This window comes from Streptomyces cinnamoneus, from assembly GCF_002939475.1.
Lineage (GTDB): Bacteria > Actinomycetota > Actinomycetes > Streptomycetales > Streptomycetaceae > Streptomyces > Streptomyces cinnamoneus_A.
Genome location: NZ_PKFQ01000001.1, coordinates 2,928,865 through 2,945,736 on the forward strand (window position 1 = coordinate 2,928,865; position 16,872 = coordinate 2,945,736).

Below are 16,872 nucleotides of genomic sequence, written 5' to 3' on the forward strand. Positions count from 1 at the left end.
GTGGTCCTGAATGCTGGAAGCAACCATAGGCGCAGGCGCGCCGGCGCCCGGACGCGGTGCCGTACGGGAGCCGGCGGCGGGGCCCCGCGCGAGGTCCGCCGGGAGGGGCCGCGTCAAGAACCCGTAAAATGTTAGATGAGGAAATGAACTTATCCATGAGGGGAGGAACGTTCCGGCCACCGATGTGAAGAAGCCGAAGACGCTCATGGAAGACCTCCTCACGGAAGGGATCGGCCCCTGACTGTCCACCACCTCAACGAACTCCTGCTGATCTGCTCGCTCGTTCTGCTCGTCGCGGTGGCGGCGGTCCGGGTCTCCTCACGCAGCGGGCTTCCCAGCCTGCTCGTCTATCTGGGCATCGGCGTCGCGATCGGCCAGGACGGCATCGGCGTCTCCTTCAACGACGTGGGTCTCACCCAGGTCATCGGCTACGCCGCACTGGTCGTGATCCTCGCGGAGGGCGGCCTCGGCACCAAGTGGCACGAGATCAAACCCGCCCTGCCCGCCGCGGCCGTGCTCTCCACCTTCGGCGTCGCGGTGAGCGTGGGCGTCACCGCCGCGGCCGCCCACTACCTGGCCGGCGTCGAGTGGCGGCAGTCCCTCATCATCGGCGCGGTGGTCTCCTCCACGGACGCCGCGGCCGTCTTCTCCGTGCTGCGCAACGTGCCGCTCCCCCGCCGTCTGACGGGTGTCCTGGAGGCCGAGTCCGGCTTCAACGACGCCCCGGTCGTCATCCTGGTCGTGGCCTTCTCGGCCGCCGGCCCGGTCGACCAGTGGTACCTGCTGCTGGGCCGGATCGCCCTGGAGCTGGCCATCGGCGCGGCCGTCGGTCTGGCCATCGGCTGGCTGGGCGCGTACGGGCTGCGGCACGTGGCCCTGCCCGCCTCCGGCCTCTACCCCATCGCCGTGATGGCCATCGCGACCGTCGCCTACGCGGGCGGCTCGCTCGCCCACGGCTCCGGCTTCCTGGCCGTCTACCTGGCCGCGCTGATCCTGGGCAACGCGAAGCTGCCGCACTGGCCGGCCACCCGGGGCTTCGCCGAGGGGCTCGGCTGGATCGCCCAGATCGGCATGTTCGTCCTGCTCGGCCTGCTGGTCACCCCGCACGAGCTGGTCGACGACATCGTGCCCGCGCTGGTGGTCGGGCTGGTGCTGACCATGGTCGCCCGGCCGGTGTCGGTCTTCCTGAGCACGGCGCCCTTCCGTACGCCCTGGCCGGAGAAGGTGCTGCTGTCCTGGGCCGGGCTGCGCGGCGCGGTGCCCATCGTCCTGGCCACCATCCCCATGGTCGGCGGGGTCGCCGACAGCCGCCGGATCTTCAACATCGTCTTCGTGCTGGTGATCGTCTACACCCTGGTGCAGGGCCCGACCCTGCCCTGGCTGGCGCGGCACCTGAAGCTGGGCGACCAGGCGGCCCAGGACCTCGGCATCGAGTCGGCGCCCCTGGAGCGGCTGCGCGGCCACCTGCTGTCGGTGTCGGTGCCCGAGGACTCGAGGATGCACGGCGTCGAGGTCAGCGAGCTGCGGCTGCCGCACGGCGCCGCCGTCACCCTGGTCGTGCGCGACGGCGCGAGCTTCGTGCCGGGCCCCACGACCGTCCTGCGGCGCGGCGACGAGCTGATGGTGGTGGCCACCGATCCGGTGCGCGACGCCACCGAGCGGCGGCTGCGGGCGGTCGCCGAGGGCGGCAAGCTGGCCGGCTGGCTGGGGGTGAGCCCCGAGGCGGACGATGCGCTTGCGAAGCCGAGTGCAAAGCGGGGTCTGGCGAAGAAGAAGACGGTTAAGTAAGCTATTCGCTTATTCGTGTGCGTACCGGGTGTCCCCTGGGGCGGCCGTTGCGCCACGCGTCTGACCTACACACCGAACCAACTCTGCCTGATGCAGGGCTGGCGCGACCGCACGGCGGCCGCGGCCGCACGAGGCGGCCGGAATGGCATCTACCACGGTCCTGCGCGAGAGGACAGCTCTCGGCGCACTCCGTGCGGTACCCGTCCGGAGTGCGCTACCAGGCGGCGGAAAGGCCGAGGCCGTGGCATCCACGGTCAACGACTCCGCTGGGGCACGCCCTGGATACGGACAGCTGCTGCGCACCCGCGGCGCCTGGACGTTCCTGCTCCCCGGCTTTCTGGCCCGGCAGCCCTTCGCGATGCTGACCATCGGCATCCTGCTGCTGGTCAACGACACCACCGGCTCCTACGGCACCGCGGGCACCGTCTCGGCGACCGCGGGCGTGGCCATGGCGCTGTTCGCGCCGCAGAGCGGCAAGCTCGCGGACCGCTTCGGGCAGGCCGCGGTGCTGATGCCCGGCGTCGTCGTGCACGCCGCGGCGATCTCGCTGCTGACGGCGCTCGCGCTGTTGGACGCGCCCCTGTGGGCGCTGCTGGCGGCCGCCGTGCCGGCCGGCGCCTCGACCCCGCAGATCGGGCCGATGGTGCGGGCCCGCTGGGCCAACAAGCTCGAGGGCTCGCCGCTGATGTCCACCGCGGCGGCCTTCGAGTCCGTCACCGACGAGTTCACGTTCGTGATCGGTCCGGTGCTGGCCACGGCGCTGTGCACCGGCGTCCACCCGGCCGCCGGTCTGGTCGCGGAGGCCGTGCTGACCCTGGCGGGCGGCCTGCTCTTCGCCTCCCAGCGGCGCACGCAGCCGCAGCCGAGCCGCGGGGCGGCCGGCGAAGCCGGCGGCAAGCGCGTCTCGGCCCTGTCCGTGCCGGGCGTGCGGGTGCTGGCGATCGTCATGCTGGGCATCGGCACGGTCTTCGGCGGCATGCAGGTCTCGATGACCGCCTTCACCAAGGAGATGGGCGAGCCGGGCCTGAACGGTCTGATGTACGGCGCCTTCGCGGCCGGAAACATGATCGCCGGCATCGTCTGCGGTGTCGTGGCCTGGAGGTCCAGCCCCCAGCGCCGGCTGCTGCTGGCCTACCCCCTGCTGGTGCTGGCCACCACCCCGCTGTGGGCGGCGCACCACATGGTGCTGCTGGGCGCCCTGGGCATGGCGGTGGGCCTGTGCATCGCGCCCTCGCTGATCACCGGCTACACGCTGGTGGAGAAGCTGGTCCCGCCGGGCGCCCGCACCGAGGCGTTCACCTGGCTGACGGGCGCCGTCGGCCTGGGCCAGGCGGCGGGCGCCACCGTGGGCGGACGCCTGATCGACGCCCACGGGGCGAGCACCGGCTTCCTGGTGCCGCTGGGCGGCACCGCGGCCGCGCTGGTGGTCCTGCTCCTGCTGCGCAAGGCGCTGACCCCGCGCTCGGAGTCGGTCGTCGCGGCACGTGGGGTCGGTCACCGTGAGCCCGTCTCAGTGGACTGACGGACCGGAATACTGCACTATGGATCGTCGTTAGCACTCAATGAGTGAGAGTGCCAGGAGGAGCAAGTGCCGACTTACCAGTACCAGTGCACCGAGTGCGGGGAAGGCCTCGAGGCGGTGCAGAAGTTCACCGACGACGCCCTGACCGTGTGCCCCCAGTGCGACGGACGCCTGAAGAAGGTGTTCTCCGCGGTCGGCATCGTCTTCAAGGGCTCGGGCTTCTACCGCAACGACAGCCGCGGCTCGTCGTCCAGCAGCAGCCCGGCGGCGAAGTCGACGTCCTCGTCGACCTCGGCCTCCTCGTCCTCTTCTTCGTCGTCCTCCTCGTCGAGCACCTCGGCCGGGGCGGGCACCACGTCGAGCAGCTCGGCCGCCTGACGCCGCAGCGCCCCCGCGCGGAGATCCTCCGCGCCTCTCACGTCCGGACGGGCCCGTCGTCTCCCTCGCGGAGACGGCGGGCCCGTTCGCATGCGCCCGGCTAGGGTGAGCGCATGACTTCAGCTGCGTCCACCGCGGAGATAGGCGTCATCGGCGGCTCGGGGTTCTACTCCTTCCTCGACGACGTGACCGAGATCACCGTCAAGACCCCCTACGGGGCGCCGAGCGACTCGCTCTTCGTCGGCGAACTGGCGGGCCGCAGGGTCGCCTTCCTGCCGCGGCACGGCCGCTCCCACCACCTGCCGCCGCACCGCATCAACTACCGCGCCAACCTCTGGGCGCTGCGCTCTCTCGGCGTCCGGCAGGTGCTGGGCCCCTGCGCGGTGGGCGGACTGCGGGAGGAGTACGGGCCGGGGACGCTGCTCATACCGGACCAGCTGGTGGACCGCACGAAGACGCGTACCCAGACCTTCTTCGACGGGGAGCCGCTGCCGGACGGCACGGTCCCGGAGGTCGTGCACCTGACGTTCGCCGACCCGTACTGCCCCGTGGGGCGCACCGTCGCGCTGGCGGCGGCGCGCGGGCGCGCCTGGGAGCCGGTGGACGGGGGCACGATGGTGGTGATCGAGGGGCCGCGCTTCTCCACGCGTGCCGAGTCGCGCTGGCACGCGGCGCAGGGCTGGTCGGTCGTCGGCATGACCGGGCATCCGGAGGCGGTCCTGGCCCGCGAGCTGGGGCTCTGCTACACCTCGATGTCGCTGGTCACGGACCTGGACGCGGGCGCGGAGACGGGCGAGGGCGTCACCCACGAGGACGTGCTGCGGGTCTTCGGGGAGAACGTGGCGCGGCTGCGCGAGGTGCTCTTCGACGCCGTGGCGGCGCTGCCCCGGAACGAGAAGCGCGACTGCCTGTGCACCCACGCGCACGACGGGTGGGACCTGGGAATCGAACTGCCGTAGACCGGCCGGGGCGCGGATTGGACAGGGCCCGGCGCTTGTCTCGTATGTTATGGAATCGACCATTTCCATGACGGACGCGCACAGGGACGCGCGCGGAGAGAGGCTGTTCGGTGAGCGAGAAGAAGACAGGGGTCCTTGGCGGCTTCAAGGCATTCCTGATGCGGGGCAACGTGATCGACCTGGCGGTCGCCGTTGTCATCGGCGCGGCGTTCACCAACATCGTGAACTCTGTGGTCAAGGGCGTGATCAACCCGATCGTCGGCGCCTTCGGCACCAAGGACCTCGACCGCTACGCGGCCTGCATCAAGGGCCCCTGCACCCGGAGCGGGACGGGTGAGGTCACCCGCGGCGTGTTCATCCAGTGGGGCGCCGTGCTCAGCGCCACGCTCACGTTCGTGATCACGGCGGCGGTCGTCTACTTCCTGATGCTGCTGCCCATGAAGCGCTGGCAGGAGCGGCAGGCGGCCAAGTCCCCGGCGGAGGCCGAGCCGGCGAAGCTCACGGAGATCGAGCTGCTCGCCCAGATCCGGGACACCCTCGTCGAGCAGCGCCGCGGGCCGGGTTCGGACTCGGTCCCGGCGCAGCGGTAGCCGCGGGCCCGTACCGCGCGGCGCGGCAGGCCCGGACGCGGCGGGTCAGATGTGGTGGGGCGGCTTCTCGTCCAGGAACCGCGCCAGGTCGGCGGCGCTCCCCCCACCGGAGGGGCGGTCGCCCCAGCCGCGGTCGGTGTCGTCCGAGGACTGCTGCGACAGCGGGTCGTCGAAGATCAGCGCGGTGGGCTTGCGCCGGGGGGCGGGCTCGGGGAGGGTGCTCATGCGTCAAGGGTACGGGCGGCCGCGCGGAAGGCGCGCCCGGCTCCGGCGCGCGGGGGGCGCGGGCCGCGGTGACAATCGCCCTATGAGCGAGCAGCCGCCGCCCCGGCCGTCCGGGGTGCTGCGCCGGATGACGGCGCGGGGCCGGGACGAGGAGCACCGCACCGCCACACCGCTGGAGCTCCTCTTCGACCTGTGCTTCGTGGTCGCGGTCGCCCAGGCCGGCCGGCAGCTGGTGCACGCCCTCGCCGAGGGCCGTCCGGGACACGGCGTCACCGGCTACCTGATGCTGTTCTTCGCCATCTGGTGGGCCTGGGTCAACTTCACCTGGTTCGCCTCCGCGTACGACACGGACGACGTGCTGTACCGCGTGGTGACGCTGGTCCAGATCGCCGGCGTGCTGATCCTCGCGGCGGGCGTCCCGCGGGCGTTCGCCGACAGCGACTTCACGCTGGTCTGGTCCGGCTATCTGGTGATGCGGCTGGCGCTGGTCTCCCAGTGGCTGCGGGCCGCCCACGCCACCGAGGGGGCCGAGCGCCGCACCGCGCTGCGGTACGCGGCCGGCGTCTCCCTGTGCCAGGTGGGCTGGCTGGGCGTGCTGCTCCTGCCCGACCACGCCAAGCCGTGGGTGTTCCTGGTGATGGCGTTCGTCGAGATGGCCGTGCCCGTCTGCGCCGAGCTCGGCGGGCCCACGGCCTGGCATCCGCACCACGTCGCCGAGCGGTACGGGCTGTTCACCATCATCGTGCTCGGCGAGACGGTCGCCGCCGCCACGGTGGCCGTCCAGTCGGCGGTGGACGAGCACGAGGCGCTGGACGAGCTCCTGCCGATCGCGGCCGGCGGCCTGCTGCTGATCTTCGCGGCGTACTGGATCTACTTCGCCGTGCCCATCCACCTCCACCTGGTCTCCAACCGCCAGGCGTTCGCCTGGGGTTACGGCCACTACCTGGTCTTCGGCTCGGCGGCCGCGATCGGCGCGGGCATCGAGGTCGCGGTCGAGGAGACCACCGGCAAGGCGCACGTCCCGGCCCTGGCCGCGGCGGCGTCGGTCACCGTCCCCGCCGCGCTGTTCATGCTCTCGGTCTGGCTGGTGCACGCGCGCCATCACAAGCGCGGGCTGCCCCAGCACCTGACCCTGCCGGTCTCCGCGGTGGCGGTGCTGGCCTGCACGTTCGCCGGCCGCTTCGCGACGCTGCTGGCGGGCGTCGTCGCGTCGGCGACGGTCGTGGTGGGGGTGACGCTGTCGACGCGCGGCGCACGGGAGTCCGCCGCCCGGGTTCGGCAGGGGGCGGAACCGGGGTAGGACCACCCCATGCCGACCACCCGCGACGACTCCCTCACCGACATCGCCGGCCTGCGCGTGGGCCACGCCCAGCGCACCGGCGACGGCGCCCTCACCGGCACCACCGTGGTGCTCGCGCCCCCCGGCGGGGCCGTCGCCGCCGTGGACGTGCGCGGCGGCGGGCCCGGGACCAAGGAGACGGACGCGCTCGACCCGCGCAACCTCGTGCAGCGCGTCGAGGCGATCGTGCTGACCGGCGGCAGCGCCTTCGGGCTGGACGCCGCCTCGGGGGTGATGGCCTGGCTGGAGGAGGCGGACCGGGGCTTCCGCGTGGGTCCGGCGGCCGGACAGGTGGTGCCCGTCGTCCCGGCCGCCGCCCTCTTCGACCTCGGCCGCGGCGGCGACTGGCGCGCCCGCCCCGACGCCGCGCTCGGCAGGCGGGCCGTGGAGGCGGCGGCCCGCACGGAGGACGGCGCGCCCGTGGCCCAGGGCAACGTGGGCGCCGGCACCGGGGCGGTGGCCGGCGGCATCAAGGGCGGCATCGGCACGGCCAGCGTCGTCCTGCCCTCCGGCGTGACCGTCGCGGCCCTCGCCGCCGCCAACGCGGCGGGCGCCGTGGCCGACCCGGCGACGGGCGTGCTGTACGGGCGGCTCTTCGAGGGCCGTCCCGTCGTCCACCCCTCCCCCGAGCGGCACGAGGCCGCCCGCCGGGCCCTTGCGGCCGCGCGCCAGGAGTCCGCGCGGCGCTGGGCGGCTTCCGTACGGCCGCCGCTGAACACGACGATCGCCGTCGTCGCCACCGACGCCGTCCTCACCCGCGCCCAGACGCAGAAGCTGGCCGGCACCGCGCACGACGGTCTGGCCCGGGCCGTCCGCCCGGTGCACCTGCTGACCGACGGCGACACGGTCTTCGCGCTGGCCACCGGCGAGCGCCCGCTGCCCGTGGAGGAACACCTGCCCGGCGGCGCCGACTTCGCCGCCGGGGCCCTCAACGAGATCCTCGCCGCCGGGGCGGAGGTGCTGACCAGGGCGGTGGTCAAGGCGGTCCTCGCGGCGGAGGGCGTGGACGGCCCGGGCGGCGTGTTCCCGTCCTACCGCGACCTCTACGGCGCTGACGCCTGAGAAGGCCGGCGGTTCAGACCAGGCGCCGCCGCAGCACCAGACACGTCACGGCGACCAGGGCCGCGGCGGCGCCGAGGAAGAGGGCCGTCTCGATCCACTGGAAGGCCCAGAAGTCACCGACCGGATGGACCTTGTGGTACCGGGCGACGAAGCCGTTCTCGGCCATGCACCGCCTCAGGTCCTCGCCCGAGGTCTGGCAGTACCGGGAGATGGGGTACTCCCGTCCGGCGGCGTCGAGGTAGCCGAAGTCCCCCGTCGACCAGGCGCTGCCCACCGGCTGCTTCGGCGTCATGCCCGGCGTGACGCGGGTGGTGGGGGCGATCCAGTCGGAGCGGAAGGTGTTCAGCAGGAGCCGCGTTCCGCCGACCGCCGCCAGCGTGACGCCCATCGCGGCCAGGGTCCGCCGCATCAGCAGTCCGGCGGCCGTGCCGGCGGCCAGGCCGAAGAACGCGCAGGCGACGGCGGCCGGACCGGTGGCGTTGAAGATGTAGCCGTCGTGCCAGTAGAAGCCCGACAGCATGTTGGCCGTCGGCTGCCACCACCAGGCGACCAGCGCGGCCAGCACCGCGGAGCCGGTGACGGCGCACACCGTGGCCAGCGCGAAACGGGTGGCGAACCACCGCCGGACGCTCACCCCCTGGGTCAGCGCCAGCTTGATCGTTCCGTTCTCGAACTCGCGGCCCAGCAGGGGCGCGCCCCAGAAGACGCCGATGAGGACGGGCAGGGCGACGCTGAGGGCCGCGAGCGCGCCGAGACCGCCGGCACCGCCGTCGAACAGCCGGGCGAAGGCCTCCCCGTCGCAGCCCTCCTCGTCACCGCCGTCCCAGCCCTTGCAGCCGGCGAGGTGGTGCTCGTCGACGAACGCCACCGCGTCCGGGCGCTGGAACACCACCCACGCCGCGCACAGGGCGAGCAGGAGCCCGCCCCCCAGCACCAGCGCGCGCTGCTGGCGCCAGGCCAGCCACAAGGTGCCCTTCACGCGGCGACTCCCCTCGTGTCGTCGTCCGTCCGCAGATAGGTCAGCAACAGCTCCTCCAGCCTGGGCGTTTCGGTGAGCCACCCCTCACCCGGGGGCCCGGTGCGGCGGACCAGCGCGGTGACCTGGCGGCCGGTGACAGCGGACTCCACGACGGCCGCCCGGTCCACGCCCGGCGGCAGCCCGTCGGCGGCCGACCCGTCGGCGCGGCCCGTGAGCAGGGTGTGCTCCTCGCACAGCCGCTGGGCGTCGCCGGCGAGTCGTACGCCGCCGTTCTTGAGCAGCAGCACGTGGTCGCAGGCGTGCTCCAGCTCGGTCAGGATGTGGGAGGACATGACCACGCTGATCTCCCGCTCCGCGGCCTCGGCCATGATCAGGCCCAGCACCTCGACGCGCACGAGCGGATCGAGGGCGGCCAGCGGCTCGTCCAGCAGCAGCAGGTCGGGGCGCTTGCCGAGGGCCAGGGCCAGGGCGACGCGGGTGCACTGGCCGGGCGAGAGGGTGCCGACCTGGGCGTCGAGGTCCAGGCCGCCGGCCTTCACGACGCGTTCGGCGGCGGCCGCGTCCCAGTGGCCGGGGTTGAGCTCCCGCCCGAACCGCAGGGTGTCGGCGACGGTGAAGCGCGGGTAGAGCGGCTTGTCCTGGGCGAGGAAGGCCGTGCGGCGCCTGGCGTCGGGGGTGCCGGGGACGGCGCCGAAGACGCGCAGCTCGCCGGCGGTGGGCCGCAGCAGACCCGTCGCCAGGTGGAACAGTGTGCTCTTGCCCGCCCCGTTGGGTCCGACGAGGGCGGTGATCCGCCCTCGGGGCAGGGTGAACGCGCAGTCGCGCAGGGCCCAGCCGCCGCCGAACCTCCGTCCGAGCCCCGTCGCGGACAGGGCCGCGTCCGCGGGGGCCTTTGGTTCGCTCACGTGTCTTCCTCCATCGACCGCGGGTGTGGGGACAAGGGGTAACGCTCGTCCAGGGCGGCCGCGACGAGCGCCGCGACGTCCTCCCGCGCCAGCCCGGTCGCGCGGGCCCGCGCCACCCAGCCGGCGACCTCCGCGCGCAGCGGCGAGCCGGCGGCCGCCGCGGGGCGTGCCAGCGAGGCCGTCACGAACGTGCCCTGCCCGGGCCGCGGTGCGACCAGCCCCTCGCGTTCGAGCTCGCGGTAGGCGCGCAGGACGGTGTTGGGGTTGACGGCCAGGGCTTCGACGACCTCGCGGGCCGTCGGCAGGCGGTCCCCCGGTGCCAGGAAGCCCAGGCGGAGGGCCTGTTTCACCTGCTGGACGAGCTGGAGGTAGGGGGCGAGGCCACTGCGCCGGTCGACGCGGAACGCGATCACGCCACCCACCCCATTCCACTAACGTGTTAGTGGAATGATGATGCCGGATGATCATCGCCGTCAAATCGGAGAAAACGCGACGGGGCGGAGGGCCGCCGAAGCCCTCCGCCCCGTCGTGGCCGTGGCCACCCAGGTCGTGCCGCGCCTACGCCGCCGCGGCCGACTCCCGCGCCGTGCCGGCCTCGGCGTCCGCGCCCTCCGCGGCCGCCGCGCCCGCCTTCGCCTTGCGCGGCAGGGCGAACATCAGGGCGAGGACCGCGCCGAGGACGCCCGCGACCCACCACATGCCGTTGCGGAAGGCGTCCCCGAACGCCTCGGCCGCGTGGCCCCGGGCCATCCGGCCCTCGTCGAGGGCGTCGAAGAAGACGACCGAGACCAGGCCGAGGCCCATCGCGTTGCCCAGCTGCTGGGTGGTGTTGATGAGGCCGGACGCGGAGCCGGAGTGCTCGCGCGGCACCTCGGCGATGACCGTCTCGGTCAGCGGGGCGACGATCAGGCCCATGCCCAGGCCCATGACCACCAGCGGCAGCGCCATCTGCCAGGGGGCGATGTCCTTGCCGTAGTGACCCGACTCCCAGATGTAGAGCAGGACGCCGGAGGCCATGGCCAGCGCCCCGGCCTGGAGGACCTTCCGCCCGAACCTCGGTACGAGCTTCTGCACGGACACGCCCGCCGCCACGGAGACGGCGATGGAGAACGGGATGCCGGTCAGACCGGCCCGCAGCGGGCTCCAGCCGAGGCCGATCTGCATGTAGAGGGTCCAGATCAGGAAGAAGATGCCGCAGGCGATGCCGAAGGCGAGTTCCACGCCGATGCCGGCCGCGAAGCTCTTGACCTTGAACAGCGACAGCTCGACCAGCGGGGACCCGTCCTTGCGGCTCTTGTGGCGCTCGTACGCCACGAACGCGGCCAGGACGAGCACGCTGCCGGCCATGCACAGGTGGCCCCACAGCGGCCAGCCCAGCTCGCGGCCCTGGGTGAGCGGGTAGAGCAGCATGAGCACGCCACCGGTCGCCAGGGCCATGCCGACGAGGTCCAGCTTCAGCGCCTGCGGAGCCCTGGACTCGGAGATGTACTTCCGGCCGAGCAGGAGCCCGGCGACGCCGACCGGCAGGTTGACGAGGAAGATGGGCCGCCACTCCAGCCCGAAGAGGTTCCACTGGGTCAGCAGCGCGCCGAGGATCGGGCCGGAGACGGCCCCCAGGCCGACCACCGCGCCGAACATGCCGAAGACCTTGCCGCGCTCGTGCGCCGGGAAGGTGGCGTGGACGATCGCCAGGACCTGAGGCACCATCAGTGCCGCGGTGGCGCCCTGGAGGACGCGCGCGGCGACGAGCAGCTGCGGGTCGCCGGCGATGCCGCACAGCATCGAGGCGAGGGTGAAGCCGGACATGCCGAGGAGGAATATCCGCCTGCGGCCGTATATGTCGCCGAGCCGCCCGCCGGTGATCAGACCGGCGGCGAAGGCCAGCGCGTAGCCCTCGGTGATCCACTGCAGGGTGCTGAAGGAGGCGCCGATGTCGTCGCGGATGCTGGGCATGGCGATGTTGACGATGGTGACGTCGACCAGGTCCATGAAGGAGGCGGTCATCACCACGGCGAGCGCCAGCCAGCGGCGGCGGTCGGCGGCGCCCCGGGCGGGCGGATCGGTGGTCGCGGCGGTGGTCACAGGTGGTGCTGCCTTCCTCTTCACGGTGCCGGCCTCTTCATGGGGCGCCGGATCGTTTCCTCGTTGCTTCGTCCCGAAAAGCTACCCCCCCTATAGGTCAGTTCATGTCCTACATTCCTGTCACGCTGGAGGGCATGACGGACACCCCGGCACGTTTGCTGAATCTCCTGTCCCTCCTCCAGACGCCTCGCGAGTGGCCCGGCAGCGAGCTCGCGGAGCGGCTCGGGGTGAGCCCGCGCACCATCCGGCGGGACATCGAGCGGCTCCGTGACCTCGGTTACCCCGTACAGGCAACGATGGGGGCGGACGGCGGGTACCGGCTGGCGGCCGGCGCGGCCATGCCGCCGCTCGTCCTGGACGACGAGGAGGCCGTGGCGATCGCGGTCGGCCTGCGGGCCGGCGCGGGCCACGCGGTCGAGGGCATCGAGGAGGCGTCCGTGCGGGCGCTGGCCAAGCTGGAGCAGGTGCTGCCGTCCCGGCTGCGGCACCGCGTCTCCGCGCTCCAGAACGCGACCGTGCCGCTCACCTGGGGGTCGGGCGACGGCGCGACCGTCGATCCGCACACGCTGACCGCCATGGCCGCGGCCGCGACCGGGCACGAGCGGCTGCGGTTCGCCTACCGCACGGGGGACGGCACCCGCACCCGGCGGCTCGTCGAGCCGCACCAGCTGGTGAGCACCGGGCGGCGCTGGTACCTGGTGGCCTACGACATCGACCGCGAGGACTGGCGGACCTTCCGGGTGGACCGGGTCAGCGAGCCGTTCGCCACGGGCGCGCGGTTCGCCCCGCGGGAGCTGCCGGCGGCGGACGCCGCGGAGTACCTGAGCCGTTCCCTGAGCGGCAGCCAGCCCACGTACCGGGTGGTGGCGACCTTCTCCGCGCCCGCGGACTTCGTGGCGTCGCGCCTGCCCGGGTGGCTGGGCACGCCCACGGCCCTCGGCGCGGACTCCTGCCGGCTCGACACCACGACGTCCGATTCCCTGGAGTGGATGGCCTTCCGGCTGGCGATCGTGGACTGCGAGTTCACGGTGCACGAGCCGGCGGAGCTGGTCGAGCACCTGCGGGGCCTCGGGGCGCGGATCAGCCGGGCCGCCGAGCGGTGCCCGCAGGGGCAGGGGACGTAGCGGGCGAGGGGACGCAGCGGGCGCCGAGGGCGCAGAAAAGGACCCCGGCGCAAGGGGGGAGGCGCCGGGGTCCGTCCAGGGGGTCCGCCCGATATACAGGCTATGCCCCTTTAAGGGTATGTCCTCTCAGGCCGCCGCGTCGAAACCGGTGTCGTGGGCCATCTTCTTCAGTTCGAGCAGGGCGTGCTTCTCGATCTGCCGGATGCGCTCACGGGTGAGGCCGTGCTGCTTGCCGACCTCGGTCAGCGTGCGCTCGCGGCCGTCCTCGATGCCGTAGCGCGCCTTGATGATCGACGCGGTGCGGTGGTCGAGCCGGCCGATGAGGCCCTCCAGCTCCTCACTGCGCAGCAGCGCGATGACCGACTGCTCGGGCGAGACCGCCGAGGTGTCCTCCAGCAGGTCGCCGAACTGGGTCTCGCCCTCGTCGTCCACGGACATGTTCAGGCTCACCGGGTCCCGGGCCCAGTCGAGCACGTCGCCGACGCGCTCGGGCGTGGTGTCCAGCTCGGCGGCTATCTCGGCGTGCTCGGGCTCACGGCCGTGTTCCCGGTTGAACTCGCGCTGCACCCGTCGGATCCGGCCCAGCTCCTCCACCAGGTGGACGGGGAGCCGGATCGTGCGGGACTGGTCGGCGATCGACCGGGTGATGGCCTGGCGGATCCACCACGTCGCGTACGTGGAGAACTTGAAGCCCTTGGTGTAGTCGAACTTCTCGACCGCGCGGACCAGGCCGGCGTTGCCCTCCTGGATCAGGTCGAGGAGCGGCAGGCCGCTGCGCGGATAGCGCCGGGCCACGGCGACGACGAGGCGGAGGTTGGACTTGATGAAGACGTCCTTGGCGCGGGCGCCCTCGTCGGCGATCGCCTCCAGCTCCTCGCGGGAGGCCTCACCGGCCTTGGCGCCGCCGTCCTCCAGGCCGTCGAGTATCTGCTGGGCGTAGACGCCCGCCTCGATGGTCTGCGACAGCTCGACTTCCTTGGCGGCGTCGAGCAGGGGCGTACGCGCGATCTCGTCGAGGTACATGCCGACCAGGTCGCGATCGGCGATCTCCCCGCCTGCGGCGCGAACACTGCTGGCCTCGTCGGCCGCGGCCCCCTGGGCGGCGGACTGACGACGGGCGACGGCACGGGTTGCCATGCGTACTCCCTTGCGATGAGACGGTCGCGGGATGGTGGACAGAGCTTCCGTCCGGCTGCCCCGTCCGAAGGAAAGAACGACAGCAATCCGGACAGAATTCCCCGGGGTCGTCTTCTTTTTTCTGATCATGCAGTACCCTGTGCGGCCACAAAGGGGGTCACCGAGTCGATGAAACCGATGGACGTGCAGGTCAGGCCCGGTGGCGAGGAGGACCTCGACGCCCTCACGGAGATCTACAACCACTACGTCCGTGAGACGGCCATCACATTCGACGTCACCCCGTTCACCCCCGAGGAGCGCCGCCGCTGGCTGCTCTCCTACTCACAGGACGGCCCCTACCGGCTTCTGGTTGCCCGGGAGGGGGGCGAAGGCCCCGAGGGGCGGGTCCTCGGCTATGCGACGAGCAGCCCCTTCCGCGCCAAGGCGGCCTACCGCACCTCCGTCGAGGTCTCCGTCTACTGCGCGCCCGCGGCGCGGGGGCGCGGCGTGGGCACGCTGCTCTACGAGGCGCTCTTCGCCGCGCTGGAGGGCGAGGACGTGCACCGTGCGTACGCGGGCGTGACCGAGCCGAACCCCGCCTCGGCGCGGCTGCACCGGAGGTTCGGCTTCGCGCCCGTGGGCACGTTCCGCGAGGTGGGGCGGAAGTTCGGGCGGTACTGGGACGTGACGCACTACGAGCGGCCCGTCGGGGGCGTCGGCGCCGCGCCCGGGGGCGGGTAACCACCCGATCCGGTGATCGAGTTGCCCGCGCCGGGGGGCGGGTGTGCGCTGGTGGGACGGGGGTGAGTGAGAGGAGCCCGCCATGCCCACGCACTCGATCACGCCGGGGCGGCACTACGGCCACGAGGGCCCCGGCCCGGTCCCCCGCACGGGCCGCGCCCGTCACGCGGACCACGCCGGGCGCGCGACCTGGGCCGTGCCGGTGGCGCTCGGCGTCGTCCTCGGCCTCTACGCCGTCTTCCTCGCGCACGACAACGGGTTCGGCACGGCGCAGGGCTGGCTGGTCGGCCTGATCGCCGCCCTCGTCTCGACCGGGGCCGGCTACGCGCTGCTCCGCTGGCGGGATCGGATGGTGGCCGAGGTGCGGGCGGCCGCGTTCGGCGCGCTGCTGGGCACCGGCATCGGCTTCCTCTACAGCCTCACCGGGCCGACGGTGCTGCGGGCCGTCGAAGTGGGGCTGCTGTGCGGCCTGGGGATGGCCCTGGCGTCGTACTACGTCTTCCACTGGCACGAGCACTGAAGGCGCCCGGCCGGCCGGATCCGGCGCGGGTCCTAGCCGAACTGGACCGAGCGCTTCGCCAGGCCCGCCCAGAAGCCGTCGATCACGCTGCGCTGCGTGTGCAGCTCGTCCTCGGCCGCGCCGAGGGTGACGAAGAGCGGCGCGAAGTGCTCGGTGCGGGGGTGGGCGAGGTGGGCGGCCGGGGACTTGTTCCCGAAGTCCAGCAAGGCGTCGACGTCCCCGGCGGCGAGCGCCTCGCGTCCCCACGCGTCGAACTCCGAGGACCAGGCGGGCGGGCGGGGCCCGGCGTGCCGCAGGGCGGCGAGGTTGTGGGTGAAGAAGCCGCTGCCGACGATCAGCACCCCTTCGTCGCGCAGCGGCGCGAGCTTGCGGCCGACGTCCATCAGCCGCCGCGGGTCGAGCGTGGGCAGCGACATCTGCAGGACGGGGACGTCCGCGGCCGGGTACATCTCGACGAGCGGTACGTACGCGCCGTGGTCGAGGCCCCGGTCCGGCAGGTCCTGGACGGGCGTCCCGGGGCCGCGCAGCGCCCCGCGCACCCGCGCGGCGAGGTCCGGGGCGCCGGGGGCCGCGTAGCCCACGGCGTAGTAGCGCTCGGGGAACCCCCAGAAGTCGTACTCCAGGGGCACCGTCGTGGTGGCGCCCAGCGCCAGCGGGGCCTCCTCCCAGTGGGCGGAGACCATCAGGACGGCGGCCGGCCGGGGCAGCCGCGCGGACCAGGCGGCGAGCTCGCCGGGCCACACGGGGTCGTCGGCGAGCGGCGGGGCGCCGTGCGAGAGGTAGAGGGCGGGCATGCGCCCGGGGGAGGCGGTGGAGGCGGCCATGGGGAAAGCCTAGAACCCTTTCCTTGAACATTCAAGCAATCGAACCCGTGCGAACCCACGGCTCCGGGAGTGGAACAGTGGATGGCATGACGAACCGACCCGCGGGCGGCCCCGAGGCCGCGGAGGCCGCCGCCGAGCCCCGCTGGCTGACCGACGAGGAACAGGGCACCTGGCAGGCGTACCTGCACGCCTCGACACTCCTGGAGGACTACCTCGACCGCCAGCTCCAGCGCGACGCCGGGATGCCGCACGTCTACTACGGGCTGCTGGTGCAGCTCTCCGAGGCGCCGCGCCGGCGGATGCGCATGACGGAACTGGCGCAGCAGGCCAAGATCACCCGGTCCCGGCTCTCGCACGCCGTCGCCCGGCTGGAGAAGAACGGCTGGGTGCGGCGCGAGGAGTGCCCGTCCGACAAGCGCGGTCAGCTCGCCGTGCTCACGGACGAGGGATTCGCGATGCTCCGGGCCTCGGCGCCGGGCCACGTGGCCGCGGTACGGGCGGCCATCTTCGACCGGCTCACTCCCGAACAGGCCCGGCGGTTCGGCGACATGTGCCGGACCATCGCGACGGGCCTCGAACCTGCGGGGGCGGATCTGCCCTGGCTGCGCTGAGGAGCGAGGAGGTCTGACCCGGGGGCCGCGCGACACGGGCGCGCGGACGGGCGGACGAACGGACCGGGGGGACAGGGAAGATGACGGCCACGCACGGGCACGCACAC

Annotated in this window: 18 protein-coding genes; 11 read left to right on the forward strand and 7 right to left on the reverse strand. The window is 73.1% G+C overall.

What is annotated here, in order from left to right; all coding sequences use genetic code 11:
• Positions 1-237 precede the first annotated feature (237 nt).
• The 5 genes from CYQ11_RS12530 (at position 238) to mscL (ending at position 5,237) form a co-directional block, all read left to right on the forward strand.
• A complete protein-coding gene (locus CYQ11_RS12530) occupies positions 238-1,788 on the forward strand; it encodes a potassium/proton antiporter (RefSeq protein WP_240003431.1) in 1,551 nt (516 codons plus the stop codon).
• A 241-nt stretch (positions 1,789-2,029) separates the two neighbouring features.
• Entirely contained in the window at positions 2,030-3,310 is a 1,281-nt protein-coding gene (locus CYQ11_RS12535) for an MFS transporter (RefSeq protein ID WP_099199548.1), read from the forward strand.
• A gap of 66 nt (positions 3,311-3,376) precedes the next feature.
• Positions 3,377-3,688: an FmdB family zinc ribbon protein gene (locus CYQ11_RS12540; protein ID WP_099199547.1), complete on the forward strand. Its 312-nt coding sequence runs from the start codon at positions 3,377-3,379 to the stop codon at positions 3,686-3,688.
• 113 nt (positions 3,689-3,801) lie between these two features.
• Positions 3,802-4,647: an S-methyl-5'-thioadenosine phosphorylase gene (locus CYQ11_RS12545; protein WP_099199546.1), complete on the forward strand. Its 846-nt coding sequence runs from the start codon at positions 3,802-3,804 to the stop codon at positions 4,645-4,647.
• 110 nt (positions 4,648-4,757) lie between these two features.
• Positions 4,758-5,237: a large conductance mechanosensitive channel protein MscL gene (mscL, locus tag CYQ11_RS12550; RefSeq protein ID WP_099199545.1), complete on the forward strand. Its 480-nt coding sequence runs from the start codon at positions 4,758-4,760 to the stop codon at positions 5,235-5,237.
• Positions 5,238-5,282: 45 nt separating this feature from the next.
• On the opposite strand, the gene CYQ11_RS12555 is transcribed toward mscL, so the two are convergent.
• Positions 5,283-5,462: a hypothetical protein gene (locus CYQ11_RS12555; RefSeq protein WP_099199544.1), complete on the reverse strand. Its 180-nt coding sequence runs from the start codon at positions 5,460-5,462 to the stop codon at positions 5,283-5,285.
• An 82-nt stretch (positions 5,463-5,544) separates the two neighbouring features.
• Here CYQ11_RS12555 and CYQ11_RS12560 point away from each other — a divergent pair, with 82 nt between their 5' ends.
• Together CYQ11_RS12560 and CYQ11_RS12565 are read left to right on the forward strand one after the other, a co-directional pair.
• Entirely contained in the window at positions 5,545-6,762 is a 1,218-nt protein-coding gene (locus tag CYQ11_RS12560) for a low temperature requirement protein A (protein WP_099199543.1), read from the forward strand.
• Between the two features lie 9 nt (positions 6,763-6,771).
• Positions 6,772-7,863 carry a P1 family peptidase gene (locus CYQ11_RS12565; protein ID WP_099199542.1) on the forward strand — a complete coding sequence of 364 codons (1,092 nt, stop codon included), beginning with the start codon at positions 6,772-6,774 and terminating at the stop codon, positions 7,861-7,863.
• A 13-nt stretch (positions 7,864-7,876) separates the two neighbouring features.
• On the opposite strand, the gene CYQ11_RS12570 is transcribed toward CYQ11_RS12565, so the two are convergent.
• The 4 genes from CYQ11_RS12570 to CYQ11_RS12585 form a co-directional block, all read right to left on the reverse strand.
• On the reverse strand, positions 7,877-8,842 hold the full coding sequence (locus tag CYQ11_RS12570) for an ABC-2 membrane transporter-related protein (protein WP_099199541.1): 966 nt from the start codon (positions 8,840-8,842) through the stop codon (positions 7,877-7,879).
• Entirely contained in the window at positions 8,839-9,747 is a 909-nt protein-coding gene (locus CYQ11_RS12575; RefSeq protein ID WP_099199540.1) for an ATP-binding cassette domain-containing protein, read from the reverse strand. The genes CYQ11_RS12570 and CYQ11_RS12575 overlap by 4 nt, the downstream gene beginning before the upstream one ends.
• Positions 9,744-10,157, reverse strand: coding sequence for a GntR family transcriptional regulator (locus tag CYQ11_RS12580; RefSeq protein WP_398779957.1), 414 nt, complete (start codon positions 10,155-10,157; stop codon positions 9,744-9,746). Before CYQ11_RS12580 ends, CYQ11_RS12575 begins: the two co-directional genes overlap by 4 nt.
• A gap of 148 nt (positions 10,158-10,305) precedes the next feature.
• Positions 10,306-11,751 (reverse strand): MFS transporter, encoded by a 1,446-nt coding sequence (locus CYQ11_RS12585; protein ID WP_099199722.1) that lies wholly within the window; start codon positions 11,749-11,751, stop codon positions 10,306-10,308.
• A gap of 212 nt (positions 11,752-11,963) precedes the next feature.
• On the opposite strand from CYQ11_RS12585, the gene CYQ11_RS12590 reads away from it, so the two are divergent.
• Positions 11,964-12,953 (forward strand): helix-turn-helix transcriptional regulator, encoded by a 990-nt coding sequence (locus tag CYQ11_RS12590; protein WP_099199721.1) that lies wholly within the window; start codon positions 11,964-11,966, stop codon positions 12,951-12,953.
• A gap of 126 nt (positions 12,954-13,079) precedes the next feature.
• Here CYQ11_RS12590 and CYQ11_RS12595 read toward each other — a convergent pair whose 3' ends face one another.
• Entirely contained in the window at positions 13,080-14,090 is a 1,011-nt protein-coding gene (locus tag CYQ11_RS12595; RefSeq protein WP_099199539.1) for a sigma-70 family RNA polymerase sigma factor, read from the reverse strand.
• Positions 14,091-14,258: 168 nt separating this feature from the next.
• Between CYQ11_RS12595 and CYQ11_RS12600 the strand changes: the two genes are divergently transcribed.
• Positions 14,259-14,810: a GNAT family N-acetyltransferase gene (locus CYQ11_RS12600; RefSeq protein ID WP_099199538.1), complete on the forward strand. Its 552-nt coding sequence runs from the start codon at positions 14,259-14,261 to the stop codon at positions 14,808-14,810.
• Positions 14,811-14,892: 82 nt separating this feature from the next.
• Positions 14,893-15,330 (forward strand): hypothetical protein, encoded by a 438-nt coding sequence (locus CYQ11_RS12605; RefSeq protein WP_099199537.1) that lies wholly within the window; start codon positions 14,893-14,895, stop codon positions 15,328-15,330.
• Positions 15,331-15,362: 32 nt separating this feature from the next.
• On the opposite strand, the gene CYQ11_RS12610 is transcribed toward CYQ11_RS12605, so the two are convergent.
• The gene (locus CYQ11_RS12610) at positions 15,363-16,154 is read right to left on the reverse strand and encodes a dioxygenase family protein (RefSeq protein WP_099199536.1); all 792 of its coding nucleotides are present in this window, start codon (positions 16,152-16,154) and stop codon (positions 15,363-15,365) included.
• Positions 16,155-16,240: 86 nt separating this feature from the next.
• Between CYQ11_RS12610 and CYQ11_RS12615 the strand changes: the two genes are divergently transcribed.
• Positions 16,241-16,765 carry a MarR family winged helix-turn-helix transcriptional regulator gene (locus CYQ11_RS12615; RefSeq protein WP_099199535.1) on the forward strand — a complete coding sequence of 175 codons (525 nt, stop codon included), beginning with the start codon at positions 16,241-16,243 and terminating at the stop codon, positions 16,763-16,765.
• Positions 16,766-16,872 lie beyond the last annotated feature (107 nt).

Coding starts and splice junctions, on each gene's coding strand:
- CYQ11_RS12545 (WP_099199546.1), top strand. CDS start 3,802: ATGACTTCAGCTGCGTCCACCGCGGAGATAGGCGTCATCGGCGGCTCG.
- CYQ11_RS12555 (WP_099199544.1), bottom strand. CDS start 5,462: ATGAGCACCCTCCCCGAGCCCGCCCCCCGGCGCAAGCCCACCGCGCTG.
- CYQ11_RS12560 (WP_099199543.1), top strand. CDS start 5,545: ATGAGCGAGCAGCCGCCGCCCCGGCCGTCCGGGGTGCTGCGCCGGATG.
- CYQ11_RS12565 (WP_099199542.1), top strand. CDS start 6,772: ATGCCGACCACCCGCGACGACTCCCTCACCGACATCGCCGGCCTGCGC.
- CYQ11_RS12585 (WP_099199722.1), bottom strand. CDS start 11,751: ATGACCGCCTCCTTCATGGACCTGGTCGACGTCACCATCGTCAACATC.
- CYQ11_RS12590 (WP_099199721.1), top strand. CDS start 11,964: ATGACGGACACCCCGGCACGTTTGCTGAATCTCCTGTCCCTCCTCCAG.
- CYQ11_RS12595 (WP_099199539.1), bottom strand. CDS start 14,090: ATGGCAACCCGTGCCGTCGCCCGTCGTCAGTCCGCCGCCCAGGGGGCC.
- CYQ11_RS12600 (WP_099199538.1), top strand. CDS start 14,259: ATGAAACCGATGGACGTGCAGGTCAGGCCCGGTGGCGAGGAGGACCTC.
- CYQ11_RS12605 (WP_099199537.1), top strand. CDS start 14,893: ATGCCCACGCACTCGATCACGCCGGGGCGGCACTACGGCCACGAGGGC.
- CYQ11_RS12610 (WP_099199536.1), bottom strand. CDS start 16,154: ATGGCCGCCTCCACCGCCTCCCCCGGGCGCATGCCCGCCCTCTACCTC.
- CYQ11_RS12615 (WP_099199535.1), top strand. CDS start 16,241: ATGACGAACCGACCCGCGGGCGGCCCCGAGGCCGCGGAGGCCGCCGCC.